At 43.3% G+C, this 26,786-nt stretch carries 25 protein-coding genes; 3 read left to right on the top strand and 22 right to left on the bottom strand.

All coding sequences use genetic code 11. The features are described 5' to 3' along the window. Positions 1 to 164: 164 nt before the first annotated feature. The 4 genes from IGI71_RS08575 to IGI71_RS08590 all read right to left on the bottom strand — a co-directional run bounded on the left by IGI71_RS08575 (position 165) and on the right by IGI71_RS08590 (position 3,891). Positions 165 to 923: an ABC transporter ATP-binding protein gene (locus IGI71_RS08575; protein ID WP_005226102.1), complete on the bottom strand. Its 759-nt coding sequence runs from the start codon at positions 921 to 923 to the stop codon at positions 165 to 167. After that, complete coding sequence (locus tag IGI71_RS08580; RefSeq protein WP_010748362.1) at positions 923 to 1,807, bottom strand: ABC transporter permease; 885 nt, start codon at positions 1,805 to 1,807, stop codon at positions 923 to 925. The genes IGI71_RS08575 and IGI71_RS08580 overlap by 1 nt, the downstream gene beginning before the upstream one ends. 78 nt (positions 1,808 to 1,885) lie before the next feature. After that, positions 1,886 to 2,938 (bottom strand): tryptophan ABC transporter substrate-binding protein, encoded by a 1,053-nt coding sequence (trpX, locus tag IGI71_RS08585; RefSeq protein ID WP_010748363.1) that lies wholly within the window; start codon positions 2,936 to 2,938, stop codon positions 1,886 to 1,888. Positions 2,939 to 3,312: 374 nt separating this feature from the next. Beyond that, positions 3,313 to 3,891 carry a hypothetical protein gene (locus tag IGI71_RS08590; RefSeq protein ID WP_010748364.1) on the bottom strand — a complete coding sequence of 193 codons (579 nt, stop codon included), beginning with the start codon at positions 3,889 to 3,891 and terminating at the stop codon, positions 3,313 to 3,315. 126 nt (positions 3,892 to 4,017) lie between these two features. Between IGI71_RS08590 and IGI71_RS08595 the strand changes: the two genes are divergently transcribed. Together IGI71_RS08595 and efbA are read left to right on the top strand one after the other, a co-directional pair. Further along, complete coding sequence (locus IGI71_RS08595; protein ID WP_016609320.1) at positions 4,018 to 4,416, top strand: DUF1622 domain-containing protein; 399 nt, start codon at positions 4,018 to 4,020, stop codon at positions 4,414 to 4,416. A gap of 108 nt (positions 4,417 to 4,524) precedes the next feature. Further along, on the top strand, positions 4,525 to 6,225 hold the full coding sequence (gene efbA, locus IGI71_RS08600; RefSeq protein WP_430616342.1) for a fibronectin-binding protein EfbA: 1,701 nt from the start codon (positions 4,525 to 4,527) through the stop codon (positions 6,223 to 6,225). 251 nt (positions 6,226 to 6,476) lie between these two features. On the opposite strand, the gene IGI71_RS08605 is transcribed toward efbA, so the two are convergent. From IGI71_RS08605 to IGI71_RS08685, 17 genes are all read right to left on the bottom strand, one after another. After that, the gene (locus IGI71_RS08605; protein ID WP_430616343.1) at positions 6,477 to 6,965 is read right to left on the bottom strand and encodes a pyridoxamine 5'-phosphate oxidase family protein; all 489 of its coding nucleotides are present in this window, start codon (positions 6,963 to 6,965) and stop codon (positions 6,477 to 6,479) included. Between the two features lie 14 nt (positions 6,966 to 6,979). Then, the gene (locus IGI71_RS08610) at positions 6,980 to 7,882 is read right to left on the bottom strand and encodes an AraC family transcriptional regulator (protein ID WP_115232326.1); all 903 of its coding nucleotides are present in this window, start codon (positions 7,880 to 7,882) and stop codon (positions 6,980 to 6,982) included. 308 nt (positions 7,883 to 8,190) lie between these two features. Then, complete coding sequence (locus IGI71_RS08615) at positions 8,191 to 8,868, bottom strand: carbonic anhydrase family protein (RefSeq protein WP_017144366.1); 678 nt, start codon at positions 8,866 to 8,868, stop codon at positions 8,191 to 8,193. Positions 8,869 to 9,026: 158 nt separating this feature from the next. Continuing rightward, the gene (gene pyrE / locus IGI71_RS08620; protein WP_005226111.1) at positions 9,027 to 9,662 is read right to left on the bottom strand and encodes an orotate phosphoribosyltransferase; all 636 of its coding nucleotides are present in this window, start codon (positions 9,660 to 9,662) and stop codon (positions 9,027 to 9,029) included. Further along, complete coding sequence (gene pyrF, locus IGI71_RS08625) at positions 9,659 to 10,378, bottom strand: orotidine-5'-phosphate decarboxylase (protein ID WP_142967393.1); 720 nt, start codon at positions 10,376 to 10,378, stop codon at positions 9,659 to 9,661. The genes pyrE and pyrF overlap by 4 nt, the downstream gene beginning before the upstream one ends. Beyond that, on the bottom strand, positions 10,378 to 11,301 hold the full coding sequence (locus IGI71_RS08630) for a dihydroorotate dehydrogenase (protein WP_005226113.1): 924 nt from the start codon (positions 11,299 to 11,301) through the stop codon (positions 10,378 to 10,380). Before IGI71_RS08630 ends, pyrF begins: the two co-directional genes overlap by 1 nt. Continuing rightward, positions 11,301 to 12,077, bottom strand: coding sequence for a dihydroorotate dehydrogenase electron transfer subunit (locus IGI71_RS08635; RefSeq protein ID WP_005226114.1), 777 nt, complete (start codon positions 12,075 to 12,077; stop codon positions 11,301 to 11,303). Before IGI71_RS08635 ends, IGI71_RS08630 begins: the two co-directional genes overlap by 1 nt. A gap of 21 nt (positions 12,078 to 12,098) precedes the next feature. After that, the gene (gene carB / locus IGI71_RS08640; RefSeq protein ID WP_010748371.1) at positions 12,099 to 15,284 is read right to left on the bottom strand and encodes a carbamoyl-phosphate synthase large subunit; all 3,186 of its coding nucleotides are present in this window, start codon (positions 15,282 to 15,284) and stop codon (positions 12,099 to 12,101) included. A 1-nt stretch (position 15,285) separates the two neighbouring features. Continuing rightward, positions 15,286 to 16,365: a carbamoyl phosphate synthase small subunit gene (locus tag IGI71_RS08645; protein WP_010748372.1), complete on the bottom strand. Its 1,080-nt coding sequence runs from the start codon at positions 16,363 to 16,365 to the stop codon at positions 15,286 to 15,288. A 1-nt stretch (position 16,366) separates the two neighbouring features. Then, complete coding sequence (locus tag IGI71_RS08650; RefSeq protein WP_016609311.1) at positions 16,367 to 17,650, bottom strand: dihydroorotase; 1,284 nt, start codon at positions 17,648 to 17,650, stop codon at positions 16,367 to 16,369. A 36-nt stretch (positions 17,651 to 17,686) separates the two neighbouring features. Beyond that, complete coding sequence (locus tag IGI71_RS08655) at positions 17,687 to 18,613, bottom strand: aspartate carbamoyltransferase catalytic subunit (RefSeq protein WP_005226118.1); 927 nt, start codon at positions 18,611 to 18,613, stop codon at positions 17,687 to 17,689. 47 nt (positions 18,614 to 18,660) lie between these two features. Beyond that, complete coding sequence (locus IGI71_RS08660; RefSeq protein ID WP_016609310.1) at positions 18,661 to 19,941, bottom strand: solute carrier family 23 protein; 1,281 nt, start codon at positions 19,939 to 19,941, stop codon at positions 18,661 to 18,663. Positions 19,942 to 19,960: 19 nt separating this feature from the next. Beyond that, positions 19,961 to 20,497 (bottom strand): bifunctional pyr operon transcriptional regulator/uracil phosphoribosyltransferase PyrR, encoded by a 537-nt coding sequence (pyrR, locus tag IGI71_RS08665; protein ID WP_005231374.1) that lies wholly within the window; start codon positions 20,495 to 20,497, stop codon positions 19,961 to 19,963. Between the two features lie 243 nt (positions 20,498 to 20,740). Next, entirely contained in the window at positions 20,741 to 21,649 is a 909-nt protein-coding gene (locus IGI71_RS08670; RefSeq protein WP_218213390.1) for an RluA family pseudouridine synthase, read from the bottom strand. Next, entirely contained in the window at positions 21,633 to 22,118 is a 486-nt protein-coding gene (gene lspA, locus IGI71_RS08675) for a signal peptidase II (RefSeq protein WP_005226122.1), read from the bottom strand. Before lspA ends, IGI71_RS08670 begins: the two co-directional genes overlap by 17 nt. Further along, positions 22,115 to 22,822: a CBS domain-containing protein gene (locus tag IGI71_RS08680; protein WP_325843691.1), complete on the bottom strand. Its 708-nt coding sequence runs from the start codon at positions 22,820 to 22,822 to the stop codon at positions 22,115 to 22,117. Before IGI71_RS08680 ends, lspA begins: the two co-directional genes overlap by 4 nt. After that, on the bottom strand, positions 22,815 to 23,222 hold the full coding sequence (locus IGI71_RS08685) for a hypothetical protein (RefSeq protein WP_074933801.1): 408 nt from the start codon (positions 23,220 to 23,222) through the stop codon (positions 22,815 to 22,817). Before IGI71_RS08685 ends, IGI71_RS08680 begins: the two co-directional genes overlap by 8 nt. A 278-nt stretch (positions 23,223 to 23,500) precedes the next feature. Here IGI71_RS08685 and IGI71_RS08690 point away from each other — a divergent pair, with 278 nt between their 5' ends. After that, positions 23,501 to 24,802 (top strand): ISL3 family transposase, encoded by a 1,302-nt coding sequence (locus IGI71_RS08690; RefSeq protein WP_201705159.1) that lies wholly within the window; start codon positions 23,501 to 23,503, stop codon positions 24,800 to 24,802. 160 nt (positions 24,803 to 24,962) lie between these two features. On the opposite strand, the gene IGI71_RS08695 is transcribed toward IGI71_RS08690, so the two are convergent. Beyond that, on the bottom strand, positions 24,963 to 26,633 hold the full coding sequence (locus IGI71_RS08695) for a formate--tetrahydrofolate ligase (protein ID WP_015509731.1): 1,671 nt from the start codon (positions 26,631 to 26,633) through the stop codon (positions 24,963 to 24,965). Positions 26,634 to 26,786: the final 153 nt, after the last annotated feature.

Consider the following 26,786-nt stretch of genomic DNA (forward strand, 5'->3'; position numbering starts at 1 on the left):
AGTTGTGTGGGGTTCGTTAGCAATAATTTTTGCATAGTCGTTCGCTCCAAACTGATGTAAGATTGACCTAAGTATAGGTTTAACTTTGAAAGATGTCAATGATTTTTTCTTATTTTTTTCATTTATTTGATTGTTTTTTTTGAAAACACTGTTCTATCAAGGGTTTATAAGTCATCCTCAAAGAACAATAATAGTTCAGGTAAGCTTAATTGCGCTTTTTCCTCTGCTGAAAGATCTTTGACGATCTCCCCTTTTCTGAGCAGGATCAAGCGGTCCCCGTATTTTAATGCATCTTCCATCCGATGGGTGATCATTAGACAGGTCAGGTTTTGTTCTTCCACGCGTTTTGCAGTGATTTGCATCAGCTGTTTGGAGGTCTTTGGATCTAATGCAGCCGTATGTTCATCTAGCAACAACAGTTTTGGTGTTTGAATCGTTGCCATCAATAAACTTAGTGCCTGTCGTTGACCACCAGATAAACTGCCCGTTGGCGTATCCAAATGATTTTCCAACCCGTTGCCGATTTCTTTACAAAGTGCAAAGAACATTTCCCTTTGTCCTTGGAGTTGTCGAAGACCAAGTGACCGTTTTTGCCCTCTTTTTTGGGCTAACAGCAGATTTTCTGCCACTGTCATACGGGGAGCAGTGCCCATTTTCGGATCTTGGAAAACCCGCGCCAAAAAGCGTGCGCGTTTTTCTTCCGAAAGTGTAGTCACATTTTGATCATCAATCATCACTTGCCCACTCGTCAAGGGCATGGTGCCTGAGATGCAGTTGAATAACGTGCTTTTGCCGGCGCCGTTTCCTCCAACGACCGTGACAAATTCTCCTGGCTTTAAAGAAAGATCGATTTTATTCAAGAGTACTTTTTTCTCATTTGGTCCGTTGCCGACAACTTTAAAGGCTTTTTTTAAGGCTAACATTATTCGTCCTCCGTTTCAAAACCAGTGCGTAGATGCAAGGCTTGTTTAAATTGAGGGATCAACAAGCAGATCGTCAAGACGATTGCAGAGAAGATCTTCAAGTAGGTCGTATCAAATCCAGCTTTGATCACAAATAGGATCAATAATTGGTAAATAATGCTGCCGATCACAATAGCGATCAAACGTTCCAGCAAGGTCAGTTCCCCGTATAACACTTCACCAATGATGATTGACGCCAGTCCGATAACGATCACACCGATACCTTTGCTAATGTCGGCATAGCCGTCATTTTGCGCAATCAATGCGCCTGAGAGTGCGATCACGCCATTGGAGACGATCAATCCAATGATTTTCATTCGATCGGTATTGATCCCCATCGATTTTGCCATATGCTCATTATCACCTGTAGCGATGTAAGCTTGACCTAAATTCGTATGGAAAAAGTAAACCAAGACGCCCCCGATCAACAAGACCATGATCAATCCAATGATCACCGTATCATAATAATTCGGTAAATTCATTCTAGTAAAAAAATCTTGAATTTTCGGTTGGTTTAATAAAGAGAGGTTGGGTGAGCGCATCACAAACAGCATGACCGAGTTCAATGAAGACATCACCAAGATTCCAGCTAAAATCACGGGAATTTTGCCTTTTGTATAAAGAAGTCCTGTCACACAGCCCGCACACATCCCAGCCAATACTCCTAAACAAGTCGCTAAGACGGGCGACACCCCATGGGTGATCGCTGTCACACAGACAGCACCGCCTAACGGAAAGGACCCTTCCGTCGTCATATCCGGGAAATTTAAAATTCGATAGGTCATAAAAATCCCTAATCCCAGGATTCCCCAAAGTAGTCCTTGCCCTATTGCTGAAACAATCATCATTCTTCCTCCATATTCTTACAAGTTTTCTCTTTCAAGACCCTCTCGATGATCGCAGGTGATCGCTGTTCTTGGTAGTTACTCATCACTTGCTTCGCTTTCTGGCGTGGTTGTAATCAGTTTCGCCTCGTCTTTGAGGTTTTCTGGGATAGTGATGCCCAATAACTGCGCCTGAGTTTCATTGATGATCGTTTCGCCATCGCTGAATGTATAGATCGGTGTTGTCGCAGGTTCTGCTGTCCCATCAAGAATTGCTGCCACCATCTTCCCAGTTTCCACGCCTATCGTAAATTGATCTTGTCCGACCGTTGCCAAACCGCCTTGTTCCACCATCGTGTCTACGGAAGTAATGATTGGTGTTTTTGATTTATTGGCTTCTTGAACTACGGTCTGCATAGCATTTGCGATCGTATTGTCTAACGGAATATAGATAAAATCGACTTCCCGTGCCATCACTTGCACCATTTGCGCAATTTCATTACTTGAAGGAACGGCATAGGATTTGCTGGTCAAGCCATTTTCTTCGGCAGCAGCTTCTGCTTCTGCCACTTGGTATTTCGAATTGTCTTCGGTCGAAGAATACAAAATACCGACTGTTTTTGCCTCTGGCAGCAAATCTTTTGCTAGTTTGATTTGTGCAGCAACTGGTGCTTTATCGGAAACACCAGTGATATTGCCGCCGGGTTGATCCATATCTGCCACGAGATTTGCCCCAACTGGATCAGTGACCGCTCCTAAAACGATCGGTACATCCTGAGTGACATTCGCCAACGCTTGTGCTGCGGGTGTTGCTACCCCAACCAAAACGTCGGCATCTTTATTTAGCAGCTGCTGACTCATCGTTGCCAATTTGCTTTGATCCGCTTGACCGTTCTGGAATTCGATCGTCAAGTTGTCCCCTTCGGTATAGCCTGATTCTTTAAGGCCTTCTTTGATCCCCTCGGTGATCGCATCCAGTGCTTCATGACTGACAAATTGTAGGATCCCGACTGTTTTTTCAGCTTTTTCTACTGGTTCCGAAGTCTCACTAGCTTGATTGGTCCCACTTCTCATTCCTAACTGATAGACAAATGTCGCTCCTAAAAATAATAAAATAACGGCAACCGATGCAATTAATCCCTTGTTTTTCATTTTTCATTCTCCTTTTTCTGCTTACGTTTTTCGTGTTTTTCATTTTATGGTTTTTGAGAACAAAAAAAGCAACTGCCTATGTGACGGCAATTGCAAGTACGCAAAAGCCGCATAGAAGCTTGTCCTATGCGGCGATAAATTCAACTACCAGCATAGATACAGCACTTTAGAAGGTTCTCTAAAAAGTTGTATCTATGGAATGAGGTCCCATCAATACAACTATCTACGCCAGTTTTGCCATAATTTCACTTGCAATGGAATAAATAGTTTCATGATTGTTCCTCCTTCTCAACTTGTTTTCTTTCTTGATTGAATTCAGTTTAGCTTATTGATAAAAAAACGTCAACAATTTTCTGTCAAATCGTCAGATTTTTTTATCGATCATTGGCAGAAGAACGAATCGTCCACATCGGTAAACGATTCAATTCTGGGATGAATTCCGTCGTTGGCTGCTCAAATGAATCAAAGGTAAAGCGATTTTTCTCAACCCCTTCTTCATAAAAAACAAACGTCACTTTATCAGGATCAACGCTGTATTCATTGGAGAAAAAAGCCGCATCATAGACGATTGGATAATAAAAAAATGTCCGATTCAGCTCATCTTCTTGCGCTTGGATCAGATCAAATACTTGATCGAGTTGAGGTCCGTTGGGCTTACTAAACATCACCGAGATCGCTCGTGTTTCACGAATCGTCTTGTCTGCAGTCAGATAAGGCAATGGCTGTACTTTTTCTGACGGCAGCTTGTCAAAAGCGATCCGATCCACTAAAGAAGCATTGATACGATTTTGAGAAAAGACGATCAAACCTGCGAAGACCAGTGCGAAAAGAATTCCCCCGATCAGCGTGAAAATCGTTTTTTTCTGATCTCGATAAAGATCATCTAAAAAAGCTTGCCAGCTTTCAACTATTTTTTCTTTCGTGTAATGAACAAAGTTCCTAACTTGTTCCATAATTTGCCCACCTTTTTTAAAAATCCTACTATTAATTCATACTATCAATTCCCTCCTAGAACGTCAAGAAACTTCACATTTCTTCGATAATTCGGTAAGATAAAAGAAAACGGTAAAGGAGTCATTATGCATAATCTAGCTGATTCATTGATGACTGGAGCCAATCCAATCTTCGATTTCATCGTTGTCTGTTTGAACTTTCTCTCCATTTTTGTCATCGTTTGGGGTGTATTGATCGCTGGCATTGATTTTGTGCGCTACGAATTAACAGAAAAGGATCGATTGGTGGCAGCCAGAGAGAATAATTTTATCCGCAATTATTTAGGGAGCTATGTCTTATTAGGTCTGGAGATCTTGATTGCAGCAGATATTATTGAGACGATCATCCACCCTACTTTCGAAGACATCGTACGTCTAGCTGCCGTCGTTATTATTCGGACAGTCATCTCTTATTTCTTGAATAAGGAAATCGAGCGTGCACTGCAAACCACCGATCACCAACCTACCAAGAAAAAGGAAAGCTAGCTGCCATGGCTTTTCTTTGGATTCTTCGGTATAATAGATAGGAATATTTGACATTGGAAGGATCAATCCCTCAGTCAAACTATCCTTAAAAGAAAAGAGGGAAACAATATGTCTTTTGATGGTGTCTTTACCCATTTAATGGTCAAAGAATTACAAAATCAATTAACCAGTGGACGTGTAAACAAAATTCATCAACCTTATGAAAATGAGGTCGTATTTGTGATCCGTTCCCAAGGGAAAAATCACAAACTTTTGCTATCCGCACACCCCACCTATGCTCGTGTACAATGCACAACGATCGCCTATAGCAATCCAGAAACCCCACCGAATTTCTTGATGATGCTACGGAAATATTTAGAAGGGGCGATCTTAGAATCAATCGAACAAATCGACAATGACCGTGTGATCCATTTTCATTTCACGCGACGAGATGAATTAGGTGATTTGCAAGCCCTCGTCTTGATCGTCGAATTAATGGGCCGTCACAGTACGATTTTATTAATGAATAAGACGAGTGGAAAAATCGTCGATACGATCAAACACATTGGTCATTCCCAAAATACGTATCGTACCTTATTGCCAGGTGCTGTCTATGTTGCACCACCAAAGCAATCGACGCTTAATCCTTTCACAGCCTCTCGCACCAAAATTTTTGAAGAATTATCTACTCTTGATCCATTGACGGCAAAAGAACTTCAACAACGATTCCAAGGCTTAGGCCGCGATACAGCAGAAGAATTGATCGCTCGAATCAATGCCAATCCCAATGAAAAACTGCGTCAGTGGGAAGCTTTCTTTACAGAGCTTACCCAGGAGCTAGCACCAAGTTATCTCCAGTCAGAGAAAAAGGAATATTTTACACCAATTCCCTATCCATCATTGATCGATGCGACCACCACTGTCACCCATTATCAGAGTCTGAGCGAGCTATTAGATGCGTTTTATCACGACAAGGCGGAAAGAGATCGGGTCAAACAACAAGGTGGCGAATTACTAAAGAAGATTGAGAATGAACTGAAACGGAACCAGTTGAAGTTAAAGAAACGCCAACAAACGTTGATCGATTCAGAAAACGCCGAAGAATTCCGTCAAAAAGGGGAGCTTTTGACGACCTTTATGAATCAAGTCCCCCGTGGTGCTGCTTCAGTTGATTTGGAAAATTATTATGATGAGAATCGGCTTTTGACGATCAAACTCGATCCTGCTCTTTCTCCCAATCAAAATGCTCAGAAATATTTTCAACGTTACCAGAAATTAAAAAATGCAGTCAAACTGATCCATCAGCAGATTGCCGAAACGAAAGAAGAAATCGCGTATCTCGAATCCGTGTTAGCCCAATTAGAAATTGCCTCTCCCATGGATCTGGCGGTTATTCGGGAAGAACTGATCGCACAAGGCTATGTCAAAAATCGGGCGAAACAGCGTAAAAAAGCTGCTCCTTCGCAACCAGAACGATTTCTTTCTTCAGACGGAACTGAAATTTTCGTCGGAAAAAACAATTTACAAAATGACCAACTGACCTTAAAAACAGCTCGTAAGAGTGATATCTGGCTGCATACCAAAAATATTCCTGGCTCTCATGTCATCATTCGTTCGGATGATCCTAGTGAGACAACCTTAATGGAAGCTGCAGAGCTTGCCGCATATTTCTCAAAATATCGTCAATCTGCCCAAGTACCGGTGGACTACGTGCAAGTCAAACATATTCGGAAACCGAATGGTGCTAAACCTGGATTCGTCATTTATGAGAATCAAAAAACACTTTTTGTGACACCTGATGAGGGTATTTTAAGATTAAAACAGTCCTAGCTGTTTCTAAGTTTATTCGGATCAACAAATCATAAAGTAATCAATCAAAAAACCGATCACAAGCGCTGCGAAGAGGCACGCGTTTGTGATCGGTTTTTATGCTTTTCGTTTTCTCTACTGCTCTTTCAGCAACAATTTTCCTTAGCTTGAATCACAAAAGGCAAGCCTTCTCAGAATTCAGCCATCGACATATCTGCTAGATCCGCTAGAATGGCAATTGAACAGCACCTGCGGCTAATAGGCTCTGCTGGCTAATAAATCCCGCCATCCTCCATAGTGACTTTCTTCTCAAAATCAAAATGATACAGCTTTTCCCAGTGATTGATATTCAACGTTCCTTTGGTCAAACGGATCGCTAGAAAACAACAGCCTTTATCATTCTCATTGTTGACTTCGTCGTACCAGACAAAGGCTTTGCGAATTTTGCTTCTTAATTCTGCATTTTTAGGGTCTAGTACCCACCCTAAATTCTCTCCTTGACCGATCGCAGTAAACCATTCACCACTGACAGCAATCGCAACTGCTGAATTCTTACTGATTTGCTTCATTTTGTTTGATTGCTCATGAGTTGTCACGTAAAAAACGCCGTCTTCATAAAAAGCATCTACTTCTCGGACGACTGGCTGTGTTCCTCCCTTGTCATTCTCGTTACAAGCAGCCGTGGCAAGGGCGATCACATTGTCTTTAAAATGTCCGAATTTTTCTTCAAGTAGTTTTACTCCTTCTTCAAACTGAGTCATTGTACTGTTCCTCCTTACATCTCACTTCTTTTTTTAAAAGGAATCCATAATTCAACATGAACGACCTGATTTTCTTTTTTTTGATATAGCTCAGGGAAAAAATCCTCAGCAATCCACCCATTTTTCTTTAACCAGAAACGGGTATAGCGCATCGCCTTCCCCATATTGATGATCAGTTGCTCTGAAATCGTATCAAAACTGCAAACAACGTAATCCCGAGCCGGTAGCGTCCATTCACTGAAGGTCGATCCCTGTGAGTCATCACCTACTTGGCCAACAAAGTAACTCGAATAGCCTTCTGGCGCATCTCCTGGAAACGAAACACCGATCTGGTAGTTGGCTTTTCCCGGTTGATTGGCAATCTTTTGAAGAAATTCATGCCAAATTTCTTCAATCGGGTCGATCCCTGTTCGTTGCCCTAGCATTTTCCCATAGTTGAATGGGTAGTAACCGACGATCCCATAGAAGACCAGTGGATGCGGATTGCTTTTTTTCTGGATTTCTAAAACAACCCCTTCACTGATCAATGGGATACCCTCTTCCGTCACAATATAGCCTAATGAAAGATCTGGCTTATCAAAGTTTTGTAAGCCAATGGGCTTTTTCTGATAAAGCGAGGGTGAAATTCTATAGACCGTTTTAAACGTTCTTGAAAAAACGGCATGACTGCTAAAGCCGACTTCAAAAGCGACATCAATGACTCGCTTCTTTTGGTTTTTCAATAAAAGCGCACCTCTTGCCAAACGACGCAGTTTTATATATTCCCTAACAGAAATTTTAACCAAACGAGTGAATAAGCGCTGATAATAAAAAACGGACAATGATGCAACTTGCGCCAACGTTTCGATCTCTAATGGCTCGGTAAGATTGTCTTCAATATAATCGATTGATTTTTGGATTGCCTCCCATGCATGCATATGAATTTCCTTTCTTTTACTATAAAATAATTCGCTAAAAAAGCTTTACCGTGTCTGCTCTTTTTCAATTGATTTAATTGTGTTTCATTTCACAATAAACCAAATAATTAAAACCTGCTTATTGATTAGTTTAGCATAGCCTTTGTGCTCGATACCTATGAAAATAAAAAAAGACGAGGATTTTCGTCTTTTTTTCCGTTCGTTTTTAAACTATTGTATTGCTTGAAGGTTCCCACTACGTCGGGTTTTATAGGATAATCAGAAGAGAAGTCCGAGAAAAAATACGTAAAAGGAACCATTTTTATAAATCAATAGAAATAAATAGGCCGATCTTTGCGGTCTTGCAATGGGCGATTATTATTTTCTAATACTTCTTCGCGGAATTCTAAAATGAAGCGACGGCTCATCTCCCCAATCCAGTCAAAGACAAACCAGTTGATTGGCCCTTTCGTTGGTGGGGTCGTCAAGGAACCAACATAATGAAAATGGTGGGTGCGTTCTGGCAAGAACATGCTCGGATCAAACCATTGGGTGTGGTTCTCAAAGTCCCAGATGCTGTCGTCTTGCTGATTGCAGATCCAGTTGAGTTTATCCGTCAGTTTGAATAAGATACCCACCACCAAGTTTTCTCCATCATCATTCATATGAACGAGGTGAAACTCTAACTCTTGCTGCTCGTCATCGATAATGTGTTCAGACGGCATGTGAAAATGAATATCCGTCAAATAGTAGTTGATCCCTTTAAATGTGACATAGCTTTCTTTGTTATAAGGAACGAAGTGAATCGTATTTTTGAATTCTTTTTCCGTGAACCGCTCTCGTTTATAGTGAAAAGCCAAGTCCTGATCGATGGGTTCTTCGGTCTCATCGTGGACTAAAGCGATTGGGGATTGGTAAGGAAATTCGGCACCTTGTGCATACCAGTCGCACAAAGTGTGCCAATGTTCAGGTCCATTGTCTCCGGAATAACTCCAGGGAACGTCCATATTTCTTTTCAAAAAAAAACAGCCTCCTAATTCAAGTTGACAGCAAGGTATAGCCCTTCCTATCAAAAAACTTTCTCCCAATGCTATCAGAAAATAGGTAAAAATAAAACGAATATGCTTGGTCATTCCCTCACATATCCGCTTCTTATTTCAATTCCTTATTCACTCAACCAAGCAGCAGGATCTTTACGCCACTCTTGTAACAGGGCAACATCAGATTCTTGAATAGCACCCGTTTCTAAAGCCGACTCGATCAACGCTGTATAGTTTGTCAAAGTCACATAGGATAAACCTGCTTGATCAAAATTTTCTTGGACTTGAGGCAGCTCGTAAGTAAAGATCGCAGCGACGCCTAATACATCGGCTCCTTCTCTTTTGGCTGCTTCACAAGCTTCTAAGACACTGCCACCTGTTGACAATAAATCTTCAATGACAACCATTTTTTGATTTGGTTGGATACGCCCTTCAATTTGATTGCCTTTACCGTGTTCTTTTGCTTTGCTGCGAATATAAACCATTGGCAAATCTAACAATTCAGCGACCCATGCAGCATGGGGAATCCCAGCTGTTGCGGTCCCTGCAATCACTTCTGCTTCTGGGTAAGTCGTTTTGATGACTGCAGCTAAGCCTTTCGCAATGGCGCGACGTACATGTGGATAACTCATAGTGATTCGATTGTCGCAGTAAATAGGGCTTTTGATGCCGCTTGCCCAAGTAAATGGTTCATTCGGTCGTAAGAAAATCGCCTCGATGTCTAAAAGATCTTTGGCGATTTGATTGGATTGTTCTTTCATTGGCTAGCTTCCTTCCATTCTTGTTTTATTTGCAGATAACTTTCATACGGTGCCTTAGATTGGGTGATTGGACGTCCCACAACAATCATGGTAGCCCCTGCTTTACGAGCTTGTGCAGGTGTCATGATCCGTTTTTGATCACCAACTTCACTGCCAGCTGGTCGGATACCAGGCGTCAAGCGTATGAAGGCATCCGTTGTCCTTTGTTTGATCTGCTTTGCTTCGTGAGCGGAGCAAACAACACCGTCTAACCCAGCTTTTTGGGCACAAGTGGCGTAATGGATGACACTTTCTTGCAGTGACGTCATGATCTGCTGATCATGATGCATTTGTGCCTCACTAGTGGAGGTCAATTGGGTAACTGCAATCAAATCAGGAACTTTGTGCCCTGCGGGGGTTCCTTGCTGCAGGCCTTTTTTAGCAGCAGTCATCATTTCGATCCCACCGGCTGCATGAACATTCGTCAAAGCCACACCTAAAGAAGCTAAGCGTTCCATTGCTCGTCCTACTGTATTGGGAATATCATGTAGTTTTAAATCTAAAAAAATATCATGACCACAGTCTTTTAACCAAGTAACGATCGCTGGTCCTTCTTGGTAGAAAATCTCCATTCCCACTTTCACAAACAACTTTTCCTCTTTAGGAAAATGCGCTAAAAAAGTTTCAATAGCCTGTTTGTTAGGAAAATCTAAGGCAATAATTGGCCGTTCACTCATCACATGTGCTCCTCTCTCACTTCTTTTATCAGCTGTTCCAAAGAAGGGATTCCTAATTCTGCCATTCGTATAGGCAATTCTTCAATCAACTTTGGGCAAATGTAAGGATCGGTAAAGTTTGCGGTTCCGACTGCAACAGCACTAGCACCTGCCAGATACATTTCAAGGACATCATCCACTGACATCACGCCCCCCATGCCAATAATTGGTAATTGAGAAACTTGCGCCACTTGTTTGATCAGGCGAATCGCCACTGGTTTGATTGACGGACCAGACAAGCCCCCCGTTTGGTTAGCTAAAATTGGTTTCCGTGTTTTTAGATCAATCCGCATGCCTAAAAGTGTATTGATCATCGTAAACCCGTCGGCGCCGCCTGCTTCGATCGCTTGTGCAATTGGGACGATATCCGTCACATTCGGCGAAAGTTTGACATAGATCGGCACTTGCGAGACTTTTTTGACCGCTTCAGTCAATGCACCAGCAACCGCAGGATCGGTTCCGAACGTGATGCCGCCATGCTTGACGTTCGGGCAAGAGATATTCAATTCGATCGCTTTGACATTTTCTGCCTGACTGATTTCCTGACACACAAGAACATAATCTTCGACGGTCGAACCGGCAACATTCGCGATGATTGGCAAATCGGGGTGTTTTTGAGCCAAGTCGGGTAAAATTTGATTCATGACCGCTTCTAACCCAGGATTTTGCAACCCGATGGCATTTAACATACCGCTAGGCGTTTCTGCTACCCTTGGGGTCGGATTGCCGAAACGTGGTTCAGGTGTAGTCGCTTTGATCATCACCGCACCTAATTGACTGATGTCATAATATTTATCATATTCTGCACCAAACCCAAAACAGCCGCTGGCAGGCATGATCGGATTTTTTAGACTCAATCCGGGTAGCTCGACATTGATCGACATTAAATGACCACCTTTCTCGCCTGAAATACAGGCCCTTCGTCACAAACTTTGACACTTTTTGTGCCTTGTTCATCATCTTTCGTATGGCAAACACAGGCATAACAGGCACCCATCCCGCAAGCCATTCGCGCCTCCATGGATAATTGAACATCTGGAAGGTCTTCGAAAAGCTGGGCGGTGGTTTTTAAAAGACCGTTATTTCCGCAAGCAAAGACCGCCGCAGGTGTTTGCTCTGCAGCTAATAACAGGTTGCCAACATTTCCTTGTAAACCCGCGCTGCCATCATCGGTAGCGATCCTCGTATCTCCCAGTGCGCGAAATTCCTCTTCATAATACATGACGTCTTTGCTGGCAAAGCCCAAAAAGTGAATGACGTGGACGCCTTGTTGTGTCAGGCGTTTCGATAATTCATAGAGCGGCGGTACACCGATACCGCCACCTACGATAAATGCAGTGTCCCCCTGGTTTAAATGATGATAGCGAAACCCATTTCCTAACGGCCCCATCACATCGATTGGATCACCAACAGTCATTTCTGAAAAAATTCTTGTGCCATCTCCTTCGACCCGATAAATGATTCGGCATTCTTTTTTCTCAGCATCAATATGATTGATACTGATCGGTCGGCGAAGAAGAAAGGCATTTTGAGGAACCCGCAGGTGTAGAAATTGCCCTGGGGTCCTCATCTCATTGACTAATTCACCCGTCAATGTCATTTCAAAAATCCGCGGTGCCAGTTGACGCTGTTTGCTGATGGTCATGATTTCTTGCTTCATCAAAAAACTCCTTTATCTGCGTTAAATTGCTTTTGTTGAAAAACTGCGGGATTCCATCACTTTTAGAATCGCATCCGCTGTATCAAGAGAAGTAAAGGTCGGTACACCATGTTCCACCGCTTCTCGGCGGATGATAAATCCGTCTTCCGTTGCATTTTGGCGATCTTTGTCCATGGTATTGACTACAACTTGGGTCGTTCCTTTACGGATCAAATCAACAACCGTTTCTTCTGCTTGCTGTTCGGAAATCTTGGCAACCCGAGTCACTTGTAGTCCTTTTTCTTCAAAGTAATCGGCGGTTCCATTGGTAGCCAATAAGGTGAAGCCGACCTCTACGAAACGCGCTGCCAGTGCTGCTGCCTCTTCTTTGCTTTCGTCTGCAACGGTGAAAAGTGCTTTTCCAAATTCAGGAATATGCAGGCCTGATGCCTCAAAAGCTTTATAAAGTGCTTTTGCCAAATCTTTGTCTGATCCCATTACTTCACCCGTTGATTTCATTTCAGGGCCTAAGTAAGTATCGACTTTTAAAAGTTTTGTAAAGGAGAAGACAGGTGCTTTGATGTGTACTTCATTTGGCGTTGGCGCAAGTCCGTCTTGATAACCTAACGCTGTGATCTCTTCCCCGAGAATCGCCTTCGTGGCAATTTGGGCCATTGGGATCTCTGTTACCTTGCTTAAAAATGGTACGGTTCGGCTAGCACGAGGATTTACTTCAATGACATACACTTTGTTCTCATGGATGACAAATTGGATATTCATCATACCGATACAATTTAAACCTAATGCCAAGCGTTTGGTATATTCTTCGATCGTAGCAATTAGTTCATCCGAAAGATTTTGCGGTGGATAGACCGCCATTGAATCTCCTGAATGGACCCCTGCACGCTCGATATGTTCCATGATTCCAGGTATCAAAACAGTTTTGCCGTCACAGATAGCATCGACTTCACATTCTTTACCGACCAAGTAACGATCGACCAAAACAGGATGTTCTGGTGATGCTTTCACTGCATGACGCATATAATCTTCTAAATCGGCTTGGTTTTCCACGATTTCCATCGCACGTCCCCCTAAGACATAACTTGGGCGGACTAAAACAGGATAGCCGATTTCTTGAGCGATGGCGATCGCTTCTTGTTCATTCGTCGCTGTATCCCCTGGTGGTTGCGGAATATCTAGCGCTTGTAATGCTTGCTCAAAGAGATCACGATTTTCGGCACGATCAAGATCTTCAATGCTGGTGCCTAAGATTTTGACCCCAGCTTTTACTAAAGGCTCTGCTAAGTTGATCGCCGTTTGCCCGCCAAATTGGACGATGACCCCAATGGGTTGTTCCAAGTCGATCACGTGTAAGACATCCTCTAAGGTCAATGGTTCAAAGTACAGCTTGTCGGAGATAGAAAAGTCAGTCGAAACCGTTTCAGGATTACTGTTCATGATGATCGCTTCATAGCCAGCAGCTTGGATCGCTTTCACCGAGTGCACTGTTGCATAGTCGAACTCCACCCCTTGTCCGATTCGGATCGGTCCAGAACCTAGGACAAGAACAGATTCTTTTTCACTGCGCTTGCTTTCATTCTCAAACTCATAGGTGCTGTAGAAATAAGGTGTTGCTGATTCAAATTCTGCGGCACATGTATCTACCATTTTGTAGACGGGCAAAATCTTTTGCTCATGACGCAGCGTGCGGATCTCAGCTTCCGTGGTTTCCCACAGCTCAGCAATCTTTTTATCCGTAAAGCCGTTTTGCTTGGCTTTTTTCAACACATCAAGGGATTGTGGTTCGTTTGCTAATGCTTGTTCGATCTCAAAGATGTGAAGCATCTTATCCAAGAAGAACAAGTCGATTTTCGTCATTTCGTTCAAATCTTCGATGGTGTACCCTCTTCGGATGGCTTCCATGACGTAGAATAGGCGATCATCTTGCGCCTTGATGACTTTTTCCATCAGATCATTGTCAGAAAGAGCTTCTAATTCTTTCATTTCGATATGGTGTGTGCCGATCTCCAATGAACGAACGGCTTTTAATAATGACTCTTCAATATTACGACCGATCGCCATCACTTCACCCGTCGCTTTCATTTGTGTTCCTAATCGACGTTCCCCAGTTTCAAACTTGTCAAACGGCCAGCGAGGAATTTTTGCGACGACATAGTCAAGGGCGGGTTCAAATTCTGCATAGGTGGTTTCTGTGACTGGGTTTTTCATTTCGTCCAATGTTAAACCGACGGCAATTTTCGCTGCCAGTTTGGCAATCGGGTACCCTGTAGCTTTACTTGCTAACGCAGAGGAACGTGAGACCCGTGGATTTACTTCAATGACATAGTAGTTGAAGCTATGAGGATCAAGCGCCAATTGAACGTTACAGCCACCTTCGATTTTTAACGCGCGGATGATTTTTAATGAGGCATCCCGTAACATTTGGTATTCATGGTCTGACAAAGTTTGGCTCGGCGCAAAGACGATGGAATCGCCGGTGTGGATACCGACTGGATCGAAGTTTTCCATATTACAAACGACGATCGCGTTGTCAGCAGAATCTCGCATCACTTCATATTCAATCTCTTTATATCCAGCAATACTCCGTTCAATCAAGCATTGGGTCACTGGCGAGAGCTTCAAGCCGTTTTCAGCGATTTGGCGAAGTTCTTCTTCATTGTTACACATGCCGCCGCCCGTTCCCCCTAGCGTAAATGCTGGACGAACAATGATTGGAAAGCCGATTTTTTTCGCAAATTCAACTGCTGCTTCCACCGTTGACACGATTTCTGATTCTGGGATCGGTTGATCCAATTCTTCCATTAATTGTTTGAATAGATCTCTGTCTTCTGCCTGGTCGATTGCTGCTAATTTGGTTCCTAGCAACTCAATTCCTAATTCATCCAAAATACCTGAGTTGGCTAATTCCATCGCCATATTCAAGCCCGTTTGTCCGCCTAATGTCGGTAAAATTGCATCAGGCTGTTCTTTACGTAAAATCCGTGAGACAAACTCAAATGTGATTGGTTCAATGTAGACTTTGTCAGCAATTTCTTTGTCCGTCATGATCGTTGCGGGATTCGAATTGACTAACACCACTTCGTAGCCTTCTTCTCGTAAAGCTAAGCAAGCTTGGGTACCGGCATAATCAAACTCTGCCGCTTGTCCTATAATAATCGGTCCAGAACCGATAACCATGATTTTCTTGATATCTGTACGTTTTGGCATATTAGTTCTGCTCCTTCCATGCATCGATCATCTCTAAAAATTCGTCAAATAAGTGGACTGCATCATGCGGGCCCGGTGCCGCATCTGGGTGGTACTGGACACTGAATGCTGGGTAACGGCGATGACGAACCCCTTCGATCGTGCCATCGTTTACTTCGACGTGGGTTACCATTAGTTTTTCTGGATCGATGGATGCTTCATCCACAGCAAAGCCATGGTTTTGTGAAGTAAAATCGATCCGACCAGTGGCGATCTCTCTTACCGGATGGTTTAATCCGCGATGACCGAATTTCATTTTATAGGTATCTGCCCCATTCGCTAATGAGAAGAGCTGATGGCCTAAACAAATCCCGAAGATTGGTACCTTGCCTTGAATCCCTTGTATCATTTTAATTGCTTCTGGCAAGCTTTTGGGATCTCCTGGTCCATTCGTCAGCATTACACCATCTGGTGCGAGGTCTAAAATTTCTTGGGCTGTCGTATTGTATGGCAAAATCGTTAAATTGCAGTTGCGGCGTGACAACTCCCGTAAAATACTGTGCTTCAAGCCGAAGTCGATGACCACGATATTGCGACCCGTTCCAGGACTTGGATAAGGTTTTGAGGTAGAAACTTGTGCCACTTGATTGGTTGGTAAAACCGCCGCTTTTAATTGATCAAAGGCATGATCAAAGACATCGCCTGCATCAACGATACTCGCTTTCATGGTTCCGTGTTGACGAATCTTTCTCGTCAGCGCTCGTGTATCGATTCCTGCGATCCCTGGAATATTTTTGCGTTTTAAAAATTCGTCTAACGTCAGCTGTTTCCGCCAATTGCTCGCTAGACGCGCGTGTTCTTTCACAACAACCCCTTTACAAGTTGGTGAAATTGATTCGTAATCGTCTCGGTTGACGCCGTAATTGCCAACCATCGGATACGTAAACGTAATGATTTGTCCGTTAAAGCTTTGATCCGTAATGGCTTCTTGATACCCTGTCATGCTTGTGGTAAAAACGATCTCACCAAAAACATTGACACTGGCACCAAACCCTTCGCCTTCAAAGTATGTTCCATCTTCTAAAATAAGCCAACGCTTCATATTATTGCCCACCTTTTTGCCATACTGTTTTACCATTTACAAATGTATAACTCGTATCCCCATATAACGTCCATCCACCGAAAGGCGTATTGACTCCTTTTGATAGGAATTGCTTAGGATCCACGTTATAAGCTGATTCTAAGTCAAAAATTGCCAGGTCGGCTTTGTCTCCGACCATCATCGTTCCAGCACTTAGACCAAAGAGCGACGCTGGTTTCACGGTCATCCAATCCACTAGCTGCTGCAAGGTAAAGCGTCCTGTTTTCACAAAATGAGTATACAACAATTGGAAGGCATATTCTGATCCGACGATGCCAAATGGTGCTTTTAAAAAGCTTTGCATTTTTTCTTCATAGCCATGTGGGGCATGATCCGTCGCGATACAATCGATCGTGCCATCCAACAGACCTTCGATCAACGCTTCACGGTCTTCTTGCCCACGTAACGGTGGGTTCATTTTCCAAAAGCCTTCATCGGCAGGAATATCTTCATCGATGAGAAGCAAATGGTGGGGAGAAACTTCGGCTGTCACATGGATCCCAGCTTTTTTGGCATCTCGAATCACTCGAACACTTTCTTTCGTAGAGACATGGCAGACATGGTAATGGGCTCCTGTTGCTTCCGCCAAAAGCACATCCCGAGCGATTTGAGAAGCTTCTGTTACACTCAAGATCCCTGGCAATCCAAGTTCTTCCGCTTTTTTACCAGCATGCATCACGCCGCCAAAGAGTAAGGAATCATCTTCTGTATGGGCAACCAAGGCCAAGTCATTTTCGGCGGCTTGCTTCATTGCCAAATACATTGTGCCAGCAGTCTGAACCCCGACACCGTCATTTGTTAAGGCAAATGCCCCCGCGGCTTTCATTCCAGCTGCATCCGTCAACGTTTCGCTGCGCAAGTTTTCGGTGATCGGGGCGTATTGTAAGACATTGATTGATGCATCTGCGCTGATTTTTTCGTAAACAGCTGCTAATTTTTCTGGTGTATCAGGAACTGGGTCAAGGTTTGGCATTGCGCAAACTGTCGTAAACCCGCCACGAGCGGCTGCCATGCTGCCTGTTTCGATTGTTTCTTTGTATTCAAAGCCCGGTTCTCTGAAGTGTACATGAACATCCACTAAACCTGGTGTGATCAATTGCTCTTTGGCATCGATGACTTCGTCAAAATCTGTTTCGGGAAATGCTGTACCGATCCCGCGAATGATTCCGTCTTCGATCCAAATTGCTGCAGGAACACAGTGATTGTCTTTTTTGATGATTTTACCGTTTTTAATGAGCGTTTTCATGTAAACTTCCTCCTCTAATTCATTCCTTTTTGCCTGTTAGGCCTTACCGTTCAACACCGCTTCAAGAATTGCCATTCGAACAAAGACGCCATTGGACATCTGGGTGATGATTCGCGAGCGTAAGCTTTCAACTAAGGCATCAGCTAACTCCACATCACGATTGACTGGTGCTGGGTGCATAATGATCGCATGCTCTTTCATTCTTGCGGCGCGTTCGACGGTCAACCCGTGATTTTTTAAGTATTCTTCTTTTGAAAAGCTTTCCGTTCCATCATGGCGCTCGTGCTGGACACGAAGCATCATCATGACATCGACTTCTGCGACCAATTCGTCGAGTGGCATCCAGTGACCGTATACTTCAAATTCTTCGTCATACCATTCCTTTGGACCTGAGAAGAAGACTTTCGCGCCGAGACGCTTCAACATTTGCATGTTTGATTTTGCGACCCGTGAGTGGGTGATGTCGCCTACGATTGCGACTTTCAAGTCGTCAAAGTGCCCGAACTCTTCATAGATTGTCATCAGATCTAGCAAACATTGCGTTGGGTGTTGGCCGCTGCCGTCCCCGCCATTGATGATACTGCACTGGATCGTTTTGCTTTGGATCAAAGAGTCGTAGTAGTTTTCATCGCCGTGGCGAATGACCGCAACGTCTACACCTAAAGCCGACATCGTCAAGACCGTGTCATACAAGGTCTCGCCTTTTTGAACAGAACTGGTGGAGGCTTCAAATTCGATGACTTCGATCCCTAGTTTTTTCTCAGCAACATCGAAGCTTTTGTGGGTTCTGGTACTGTTCTCAAAAAAGAGATTTGTTGCGAAATATTGTTCTTTTTGGGGCATCCATTTCGCCCCTCTTTTGAATTCTTGTCCTCTGCGGATGAGTCCCATCACTTCACGGTCTGTCAATGCTTCGACCGTCAAAAGATGCTTTAAGCTGATTCTTTCGGATTGAATAATCATGAATGAATTCCTCCTTTGATTCTGTTTAAACGATGAGTTGTCACAAGTTATTTTTCTTCGCTGCGAGAGCTGTCAGGTAAAATAAGATTCAAGAAGATTCCTAGGACAGTTGCTAACGCCATTGCGGATAAGGTGAAGGTACCGACCGTGAAGACAAGCCCGCCGATTCCTACCACAAGGATCACTGACGCAATGATCAAATTCTTCTTACGATCAAAATCGATTTTATTGTCGATCAAAATTTTCAACCCGCTGGCAGCGATGACGCCAAAGAGCAGGAAGCTGATCCCTGAGATGACTGGACCAGGAATACTTAAGATCAATGCGCTTAGTTTTCCAACGAAGCCTAGTACGATGGCTAGAATTGCCGCACCACCGATGACGAACACACTGTGGACCCGTGTAATTGCTAAAACCCCGATGTTTTCTCCGTAACTTGTCACTGGGGGTCCCCCAACGAGACCGGCTGCGATTTGAGCAAAACCATCGCCCAAAAGTGTTCGGTTCAAGCCTGGCTCTTCAAAAAAGTTCCGCTTCGTTAATTTGTTCAAGACCATCAGATGACCGATGTGTTCGGTCATGGTAACAAAAGCGATCGGCGCCATCGTCGTGATCGCATTCAGATACAGTTTTGGTTCATAGTTAATGAAGGGAATCTCGAAGCTCGGCATGCCAAGCCAGTTGGCGTCAATGATGGGCTGTACATCGACGATTCCCGCTGCTAAGGCGATCAAGTATCCGCCCACGATCCCCAGAAGGATCGGAATCAGTCCTAAGAACCCTCGCAGAAACATATTGAAGAAAATCGTTAATCCTAAGGTAGCCAACGCTACCAGAATGTACTTGAAATCGTAGACTGAGTCATTGTACATCGCATTCTGAGCTGCGTTAGCGGCTAACCCTAATCCAATCACCATAATCACAGGACCGACAATGATCGGTGGTAAGATCTTATCTAACCAAGCAGCACCTGCACGTTTAATGATCATCGAAACGATCACGTAGACCAACCCAGTCGTGATGGCGCCTTGTGCGATAGCTGGGTAGCCGTCAGATTTCATCAGCATCTGCATCGCTGCGATAAACGCAAAGCTGCTGCCTAGATACGCTGGAATCTTCCCTTTCGTCGTAACCAAGTAAACCAATGTTCCAATACCTGAACTAACTAAAGCGATGCTGGGGTTGATCCCAACGAGGATCGGAACTAAAACGGTTGCCCCAAACATCGTGAAAAGATGTTGTAAGCTTAGGCCTAACCAAGGCAGTGCTTTGGGCCGATCTTTGATGTCTAAAACTGCGTCTGGATTACGAAATTCTTGCTTCTGCATGTTGCTGTCACTCTTCTTCCTAGTCGTTTTCTTTATTGATCATGATCCGGTCAGAACCATCTGATTCTTCCATCTCCACGATAATTTCTTCACTTAAAGCAGTTGGAATATTTTTTCCAACAAAATCTGCCCGAATCGGCAGTTCACGATGACCGCGGTCAACTAAAACGGCGAGTGAGATTCTTTTTGGTCGACCAATATCCATGATGGCATCCAAAGCTGCCCGAATCGTCCGTCCTGTAAACAAGACATCATCGATCAAGATGACTTCTTTGCCATCAATGGCAGTCGGGATGTCTGATGAATGGATCTCTGGATCATCTTCTGTCTTTTTGTCATCTCGGTACAAGGTGATGTCCAATTCACCGACAGGTACTTCTACGCCTTCTAGTTGTTTTAAACGTTCTGCTATTCGTTGCGCGATATAGATGCCGCGGGTTTTGATCCCTACCAGCACCAAGTTATCAATGCCGCGATTTCTTTCTATAATTTCATAGGTGATCCGCGTTAACGCTCGTTTCATTGTTACTGCATCTACTACTTCTTTCGCTGCCATATGTTATTCCCTCCTAATTTTGAACATAAAAAAACTCCTACCTGCTTGAGGTAGGAGTCATGTTTTCCGATCGTTGCCTAAAATCCCATTCTGTGGATTTTGGGTACACGTTATCATCTAGTAAGGGTTCGAATCTCCAACGCGGGAGTCGTCTGCTTACTCATTCCTTCTTAGCCTCACGGGACTACATTTAAAGGAGCTATTTAGTTGTTACAATTACTATACAGTTCTCACACAAAAAAATCAATCATTTTTTCGCAATTTTTTTAACGTGTCCGCGAACAGCTCTGGTAATGGCGCTTCAAAGACCAGCGACTCGCCTGTTGTTGGGTGGGTGAAACCTAGAAGCTTGGCATGTAAAAACTGCCCATTGCCTTTTAGCGTGCGTTTAGGTCCATATAGCGGATCGCCAGCTAGCGGAAAACCGATGTACTGCATGTGGACTCTTATTTGATGGGTTCTTCCTGTTTCCAGCTGTAGTTCTACTAAGGTGAACTGCTCGAAGCGCTCCAACACGGTGAAGTGAGTGACAGCGGGTTTGCCATTTTCGATCACGGCTTGCATTTTGCGATTGACTTTTGAGCGACCGATTGGTGCATTGATGGTGCCTTTTTCGTGGCTGATCGTACCATGAACCAATGCTACGTACTTGCGTAACGATGTTTTGTCTTTCAATTGTTTCGCTAACGACTCATGTGCCTGATCATTTTTGGCGATCATTAACAGACCCGACGTATCTTTGTCGATTCGATGAACGATTCCTGGCCGAACAACATCATTGATCGTGGATAAATCATCCATATGGTACAATAACGCATTAACCAAGGTGCCATTTGGATGCCCAGCGGATGGATGAACCACCATCCCTTGCGGTTTGTTGATGACTGCTACATCAGCATCTTGATAGACGATCGTCAAAGGAATATTTTCTGGTTGTAAGTCTACAACTTCAGGTTCTGGTACTTGGATGATCAAGTGATCACCTGCTTTTACCTTATAATTTGCCCGAACCGTTTCGCCCTTCAATGTGACCGCAGCTTCTTTTAGCCACTGCTGGATTTGTGACCGACTATGATTTGGCAAGCGTTCAGCCAACACTTTGTCGACCCGCCCTTTTTCTTCTTTAATGATTACTTCAATTTGCTTTTCCATTTGATTCTCCTTGTTTCCCTTTTGCTTCGTCATCTACCAGTGCATAAATAAAAATCAAGATCACCCCGAACACTAATGACATATCAGCGATATTGAAAATTGGGAAATTGATAAAATCAAGCTGGAACATATCGACCACAAAGCCATGCTGCAACCGATCGATAAAATTACCGATCGCCCCACCTAGAACAAACGCCAGTCCGAAACGAAACCATAGACTGCTTTTTTGGTAGCGAAACAATAGGTAAACAACAACAGCAACCGCGATAACGGTGATGATCGCAAAAAAGGTGATTTTTCCTTCTAGAATACTCCAAGCTGCGCCCGTATTCTGAAGATAGGTCAGGGACAACACATTGTCGATCAGAGAATGAGTTTCACCCAGTTGATAATTGGCAACGATCCAAATTTTCAGCCATTGATCCAAGCCAATGACAACAGCACTTAACAAAAAAAACAACGCGATCATAAATTTTCCACTCTTTCTTCTTTAAAAATATCTCGTGGACGGATGATGCCCAAGAGATTTCCATTCGGATTTTTATCCTTGGTGATCAAAACCGCCTCAAGCAGGGCATTTTTTTGAAACAATTCTTCCACTTCTACGATGGTCGTTTCAGCCGACACGAAACAATAATTTGATCGTTTCCCATCTCCTGCTAATAATTCATCTGCCGTTCTGCCTGCCAACTTGATTTCACCATGGAGGCTTTCTTTCGCTAACCAGTAACCCAGCATCCGCAAGGTGATCAAGCCCAAAAATCGACCATTATCATAGATCGGAAATTGTGAATAGCGCTTTTGGGCAACGATTTTCAATAACTCTGGTAATAGCAGGTGCTTTTCAAAACCAGTCACTCGTTTCGCAAAACGCGGCATGACTTTTTCAGGTGCCAGTAAGGAGCGTTCAATTTCTTGGATGCGATTGACGACCCATTCATTCGGTTCCGCAATGACAAAGTTTTCTCCGATTTTTTCATGTACGATGGCATTGCGCAGCTGAGCCATTTGTAATAGATCATCTTCTGCTCTTCTGACATTGATATTTTTGCTTTTTGACAAGCGACGAACCATTTCAGAAAAACCCATATTCCGCGGATTATCCAATTCGTCACGAAGCCGCTTTTCGATTCGATTAAAACTGCTCAAAAATTGATCTGCACCACTAGCCATGAGGAACCTCCTTGATAAGATACGCTTTTTTTAAATAAATCAAAATAAAGACAAAATATGCCACTAAATACACACCGACAAAAAGCAACGAGTAAAGGGAGATGGATAATAAGCCCAATACCCCCATCATGAGAAAAAGGCTTAAATAAAAGCCGATATATATTCTTTTAAGCGCAGGATTCATCACGACCTCCAGCTTGAGCGCTGATTGGCCTTTTGGTAACTGAAAAGGCTGACTTTCTAAAAAAAACATGCGCACACGAATCGGCGTCTGCTCAGCTAGCCCCAAAAAAATCGTTTGCTGATGATTGATGGCAGCGATTCTTTTTTTTCCTTGCATGACCTCCAAGGGACTGCCCATTCCATAAAAACCAGTCCTCCTAGTTAGTTGTAGCTCCATTGACAAAGATCACCTCAATTGGTTAAGTATACTTGATTATCAAAAGAAAGAAAATAGACTTTTGCTTGCTTCCTTGATTATTATAACAAGAATCCCTACTTTTATCTTCCATCACGTCTAATGAACGAGAAAAAGAGGTTCTACAATATTTAGTGTTGGTGGAAAATCTACGGATTTTCTACTGACACTTTTTTTGTAAAAAAAGATAGAAAAAGAGATAGCCTAACTGGTAGAATTTAGTCGACTAAAACAAAACCACACCAAGAAAGGATATCTCCATGGATCATTGTACTAGAAACTTGTTAGGTTTAACAGATGAAAATTTATTCTTCGAAGAAGAATGGTTAGAGACTATAGAAGAAGAGGGGTTTCGCACCAATCTTATCCATGCCAAACTTAGCTATATACCAAGCCATTGCCGTAAATGTGGTATCAAAAATGAAGGACGAATCATCAAGAATGGCTCACATAAAACAAAAGTCCAACTTTTGCCTTATCGAGACATCAAAACAGAATTACGCTTGGTACGTACGCGCTTTTACTGTAAAGAATGTCAGTCGACATTCAACGCTCAGACCAATTTGGTGGATGAAAACTGCTATCTTTCAAAGGAATTAAAGGTTCAAATTGCCTTGGAACTGGCGAAGAATACAACAAGAAAAGAAATTGCCGATCGCTATTTTGTCTCTGACGTAACCGTTCTGCGTGTCCTGCACACCTGTTTAAAAACGTATCATCCTCGTTTTGATACATTACCTTCGGTCCTTTGTTTTGACGAGTTCAAATCGATGAAGTCCTGCAGTGGAAAAATGAGTTTTGTCTTTATGAATGGGCAGACCCAGCAATTAATCGGTGTATTGGAGAATCGTCGCCTGGCTTTCTTAAAACCATATTTCCTTAAATTCACTCGAAAAGCACGAGCGAACGTGAAATACGTCGTGATGGATATGAATGCCCCTTATTTTGAACTTGTAAAGGCGGTCTTCCCAAACGCCAAAATCGTGACCGATCGCTTTCACATTGTCCAACAAATCACTCGTGCGTTAAATCAGTTGCGAATTAAAACAATGAATAGCTTTCAAAAAACGGAACCGACAAAGTATCGACGATTGAAGCGATTCTGGAAATTACTCCTTAAACATGCCTATGATCTGGATAGTTCCAATTATCAATATGATCGATCCTTTCGTAGACCAATGACGCAAAAAGCGATCGTCGATGAGCTTTTGAGTTATGACGAGCAATTAACAAGGGCTTACGAGACCTGTCAGCTCCTCCTCTATCACTTTAAACACAAGGACAGCCAAAGCTTTTTCGATACGATCAACAGCTTAGATCAACGCCTCCCACAATGGTTTTGTAAGAAGCTGACGTTTTTAAATAAATACAAATTAGGGATTCAATATGCTTTAAAAACCAGGTATAGTAATGGTGCATTAGAAGGAACAAACAACAAGATAAAAGTGATAAAACGAGTAGCCTACGGCTATCGAAATTTCCATAACTTTCGAGCAAGAATTTATCTCATTCAAGGCTTGATCTTCCAAGTAAAACAAAAACCAGTTAAGCACTCTGCCTAACTGGTTATGACTAAATTTTCAGTTGTATCTTTCTCTACCAACACTAAATGTCGAAGAGCCGAAAAAGACGAATGCCGCTTGCACCCGTCCTTTCAAATCATCTCTTTCCGTTTTTCCGTTTCAAATGCCGCGAATGCCTTCTTTGTTTGTGATAGCTCTTTTAGAAAAGACCGATCGCTTGGCCATCAGAAGTCACGTCCATATTGATGGCGGCAGGTTTCTTCGGTAATCCTGGCATCGTCATCACGGCACCTGTCAAGGCTACGATAAAGCCAGCCCCTAATTTTGGCACGAATTCGCGAATCGTTACTGTAAAGTCATCTGGTGCGCCCAATCGCTTTGGATCATCACTGAAGGAATACTGGGTTTTTGCCATACAGATCGGCAGCTGATCCCAGCCTTGTTCTTTGAAGCTTTGCAACTGTGCCTTGGCTTTCGGCGCAAACTCAACCTCTGCCCCGCCATAGATCTCACGCACGATCAAAGAAGCTTTATCCGCTAAAGGCAAATCGTCGGTATACAAGCGTTGATAGTTGGCAGGTTTTTCCTCGATTACTTGAACCACTGCTTTTGCTAGATCCGTTCCACCTGCACCACCGTCTGCCCAAACGGCTGTCCGTGCGATGGTGACGTCGATTTGCTGGCACATGGTTTCGACTAGTGTTCGCTCCGCTTCGGTGTCTTGTGAGAACTCATTAAGCGCAACGACAACTGGAATCCCGTATTTACGCATGTTTTCAACATGTCGCTTTAAATTACTGAAGCCTAACTCTAATGCTTTTAAGTTTTCTGTCCCTAAATCAGCCACAGCGACCCCACCATGCATCTTCAGTGCTCTGATCGTCGCTACTACTACGATCGCATCTGGTGCCTTTGATAAGTTCGGTGTTTTGATATCAAGAAATTTCTCTGCCCCTAAGTCAGCACCAAACCCAGCTTCGGTCACCGTGTATTCGCCTAAGTGCAAAGCCGTCTCGGTTGCGATGACACTATTACACCCATGGGCGATATTTGCAAAAGGTCCGCCATGGATCAGCGCAGGGGTTCCTTCAATCGTTTGAACAAGATTCGGTTTGAGGGCATCTTTTAAAAGTAAGGCTAAAGCACCTTGGACCGCCAGATCTTTTACGTAAATCGGTTGTTTCTCAAAAGAATAACCAATTAAAATCTTTCCTAATCGCTCTTTTAAATTATCAATGCTTGTTGCCAAGCACAAAATCGCCATGATTTCACTAGCAACGGTGATGTCAAAACCGTCTTCTCGGGGAACGCCTTGTAACGGTCCCCCTAGACCGACAATCACTTGTCGTAACGCTCGATCATTCAAATCGACAACCCGTTTCCATGTGACCCGACGTCCGTCGATCCCCAACTCATTGCCTTGCTGGATATGATTGTCGATCAATGCAGACAAGGCATTGTTTGCTGCTGTGATCGCATGCATATCGCCAGTGAAGTGTAAGTTGATGTCCTCCATCGGCAACACTTGTGCTTTGCCGCCGCCGGTGGCGCCGCCTTTGATGCCCATTACTGGTCCTAAAGATGGCTCACGTAAAGCGATGACGGTTTGCTTGCCGATTTGATTTAACGCATCTGCAAGTCCAATGGTCACGGTTGACTTGCCTTCTCCAGCGGGTGTCGGACTGATCGCTGTGACTAAAATGAGTTTACCCAGCGGATTGTTTGCTTTTTCGGTGATTGCCGACCATTCGATTTTTGCTTTATACTTGCCATAAAGTTCCAGGTCATCGCCTGTTAAACCAAGTGGTTCAGCAATTTCAATAATCGGTTTAGGCATTGATTCTTGTGCAATTTCGATATCTGATTTCATTTTTACCCTCAATTCACGAACTATTTAGCACTTTAAAATGTATTTTGTTTGCTATGCTCTTATTATACTTGATTTTATTCAGAAAGAAAGAGAGATTTTTCACACTTTTACAAGAAGTTTCACGAATCCTTTATGTAAACAAAAAACAACGTC

It is taken from the genome of Enterococcus sp. DIV1279b (assembly GCF_050531515.1).
GTDB lineage: Bacteria > Bacillota > Bacilli > Lactobacillales > Enterococcaceae > Enterococcus_D > Enterococcus_D casseliflavus.

Coding starts and splice junctions, on each gene's coding strand:
- efbA (WP_430616342.1), top strand. CDS start 4,525: ATGTCTTTTGATGGTGTCTTTACCCATTTAATGGTCAAAGAATTACAA.
- IGI71_RS08645 (WP_010748372.1), bottom strand. CDS start 16,365: ATGAAGCGTTGGCTTATTTTAGAAGATGGAACATACTTTGAAGGCGAA.
- IGI71_RS08595 (WP_016609320.1), top strand. CDS start 4,018: ATGCATAATCTAGCTGATTCATTGATGACTGGAGCCAATCCAATCTTC.
- IGI71_RS08580 (WP_010748362.1), bottom strand. CDS start 1,807: ATGATTGTTTCAGCAATAGGGCAAGGACTACTTTGGGGAATCCTGGGA.
- carB (WP_010748371.1), bottom strand. CDS start 15,284: ATGCCAAAACGTACAGATATCAAGAAAATCATGGTTATCGGTTCTGGA.
- pyrE (WP_005226111.1), bottom strand. CDS start 9,662: ATGAAAGAACAATCCAATCAAATCGCCAAAGATCTTTTAGACATCGAG.
- IGI71_RS08635 (WP_005226114.1), bottom strand. CDS start 12,077: ATGAAGCAAGAAATCATGACCATCAGCAAACAGCGTCAACTGGCACCG.
- pyrR (WP_005231374.1), bottom strand. CDS start 20,497: ATGGCAGCGAAAGAAGTAGTAGATGCAGTAACAATGAAACGAGCGTTA.
- IGI71_RS08660 (WP_016609310.1), bottom strand. CDS start 19,941: ATGCAGAAGCAAGAATTTCGTAATCCAGACGCAGTTTTAGACATCAAA.
- IGI71_RS08630 (WP_005226113.1), bottom strand. CDS start 11,301: ATGTCGATCAATGTCGAGCTACCCGGATTGAGTCTAAAAAATCCGATC.
- IGI71_RS08690 (WP_201705159.1), top strand. CDS start 23,501: ATGGATCATTGTACTAGAAACTTGTTAGGTTTAACAGATGAAAATTTA.
- IGI71_RS08685 (WP_074933801.1), bottom strand. CDS start 23,222: ATGGAGCTACAACTAACTAGGAGGACTGGTTTTTATGGAATGGGCAGT.
- IGI71_RS08655 (WP_005226118.1), bottom strand. CDS start 18,613: ATGATTATTCAATCCGAAAGAATCAGCTTAAAGCATCTTTTGACGGTC.
- IGI71_RS08610 (WP_115232326.1), bottom strand. CDS start 7,882: ATGCATGCATGGGAGGCAATCCAAAAATCAATCGATTATATTGAAGAC.
- trpX (WP_010748363.1), bottom strand. CDS start 2,938: ATGAAAAACAAGGGATTAATTGCATCGGTTGCCGTTATTTTATTATTT.
- lspA (WP_005226122.1), bottom strand. CDS start 22,118: ATGATCGCGTTGTTTTTTTTGTTAAGTGCTGTTGTCATTGGCTTGGAT.
- pyrF (WP_142967393.1), bottom strand. CDS start 10,378: ATGAGTGAACGGCCAATTATTGCCTTAGATTTTCCTAACAAACAGGCT.
- IGI71_RS08575 (WP_005226102.1), bottom strand. CDS start 923: ATGTTAGCCTTAAAAAAAGCCTTTAAAGTTGTCGGCAACGGACCAAAT.
- IGI71_RS08590 (WP_010748364.1), bottom strand. CDS start 3,891: ATGGAACAAGTTAGGAACTTTGTTCATTACACGAAAGAAAAAATAGTT.
- IGI71_RS08680 (WP_325843691.1), bottom strand. CDS start 22,822: ATGGCTAGTGGTGCAGATCAATTTTTGAGCAGTTTTAATCGAATCGAA.
- IGI71_RS08695 (WP_015509731.1), bottom strand. CDS start 26,633: ATGAAATCAGATATCGAAATTGCACAAGAATCAATGCCTAAACCGATT.
- IGI71_RS08650 (WP_016609311.1), bottom strand. CDS start 17,650: ATGAAAACGCTCATTAAAAACGGTAAAATCATCAAAAAAGACAATCAC.
- IGI71_RS08670 (WP_218213390.1), bottom strand. CDS start 21,649: ATGGAAAAGCAAATTGAAGTAATCATTAAAGAAGAAAAAGGGCGGGTC.
- IGI71_RS08615 (WP_017144366.1), bottom strand. CDS start 8,868: ATGGACGTTCCCTGGAGTTATTCCGGAGACAATGGACCTGAACATTGG.
- IGI71_RS08605 (WP_430616343.1), bottom strand. CDS start 6,965: ATGACTCAGTTTGAAGAAGGAGTAAAACTACTTGAAGAAAAATTCGGA.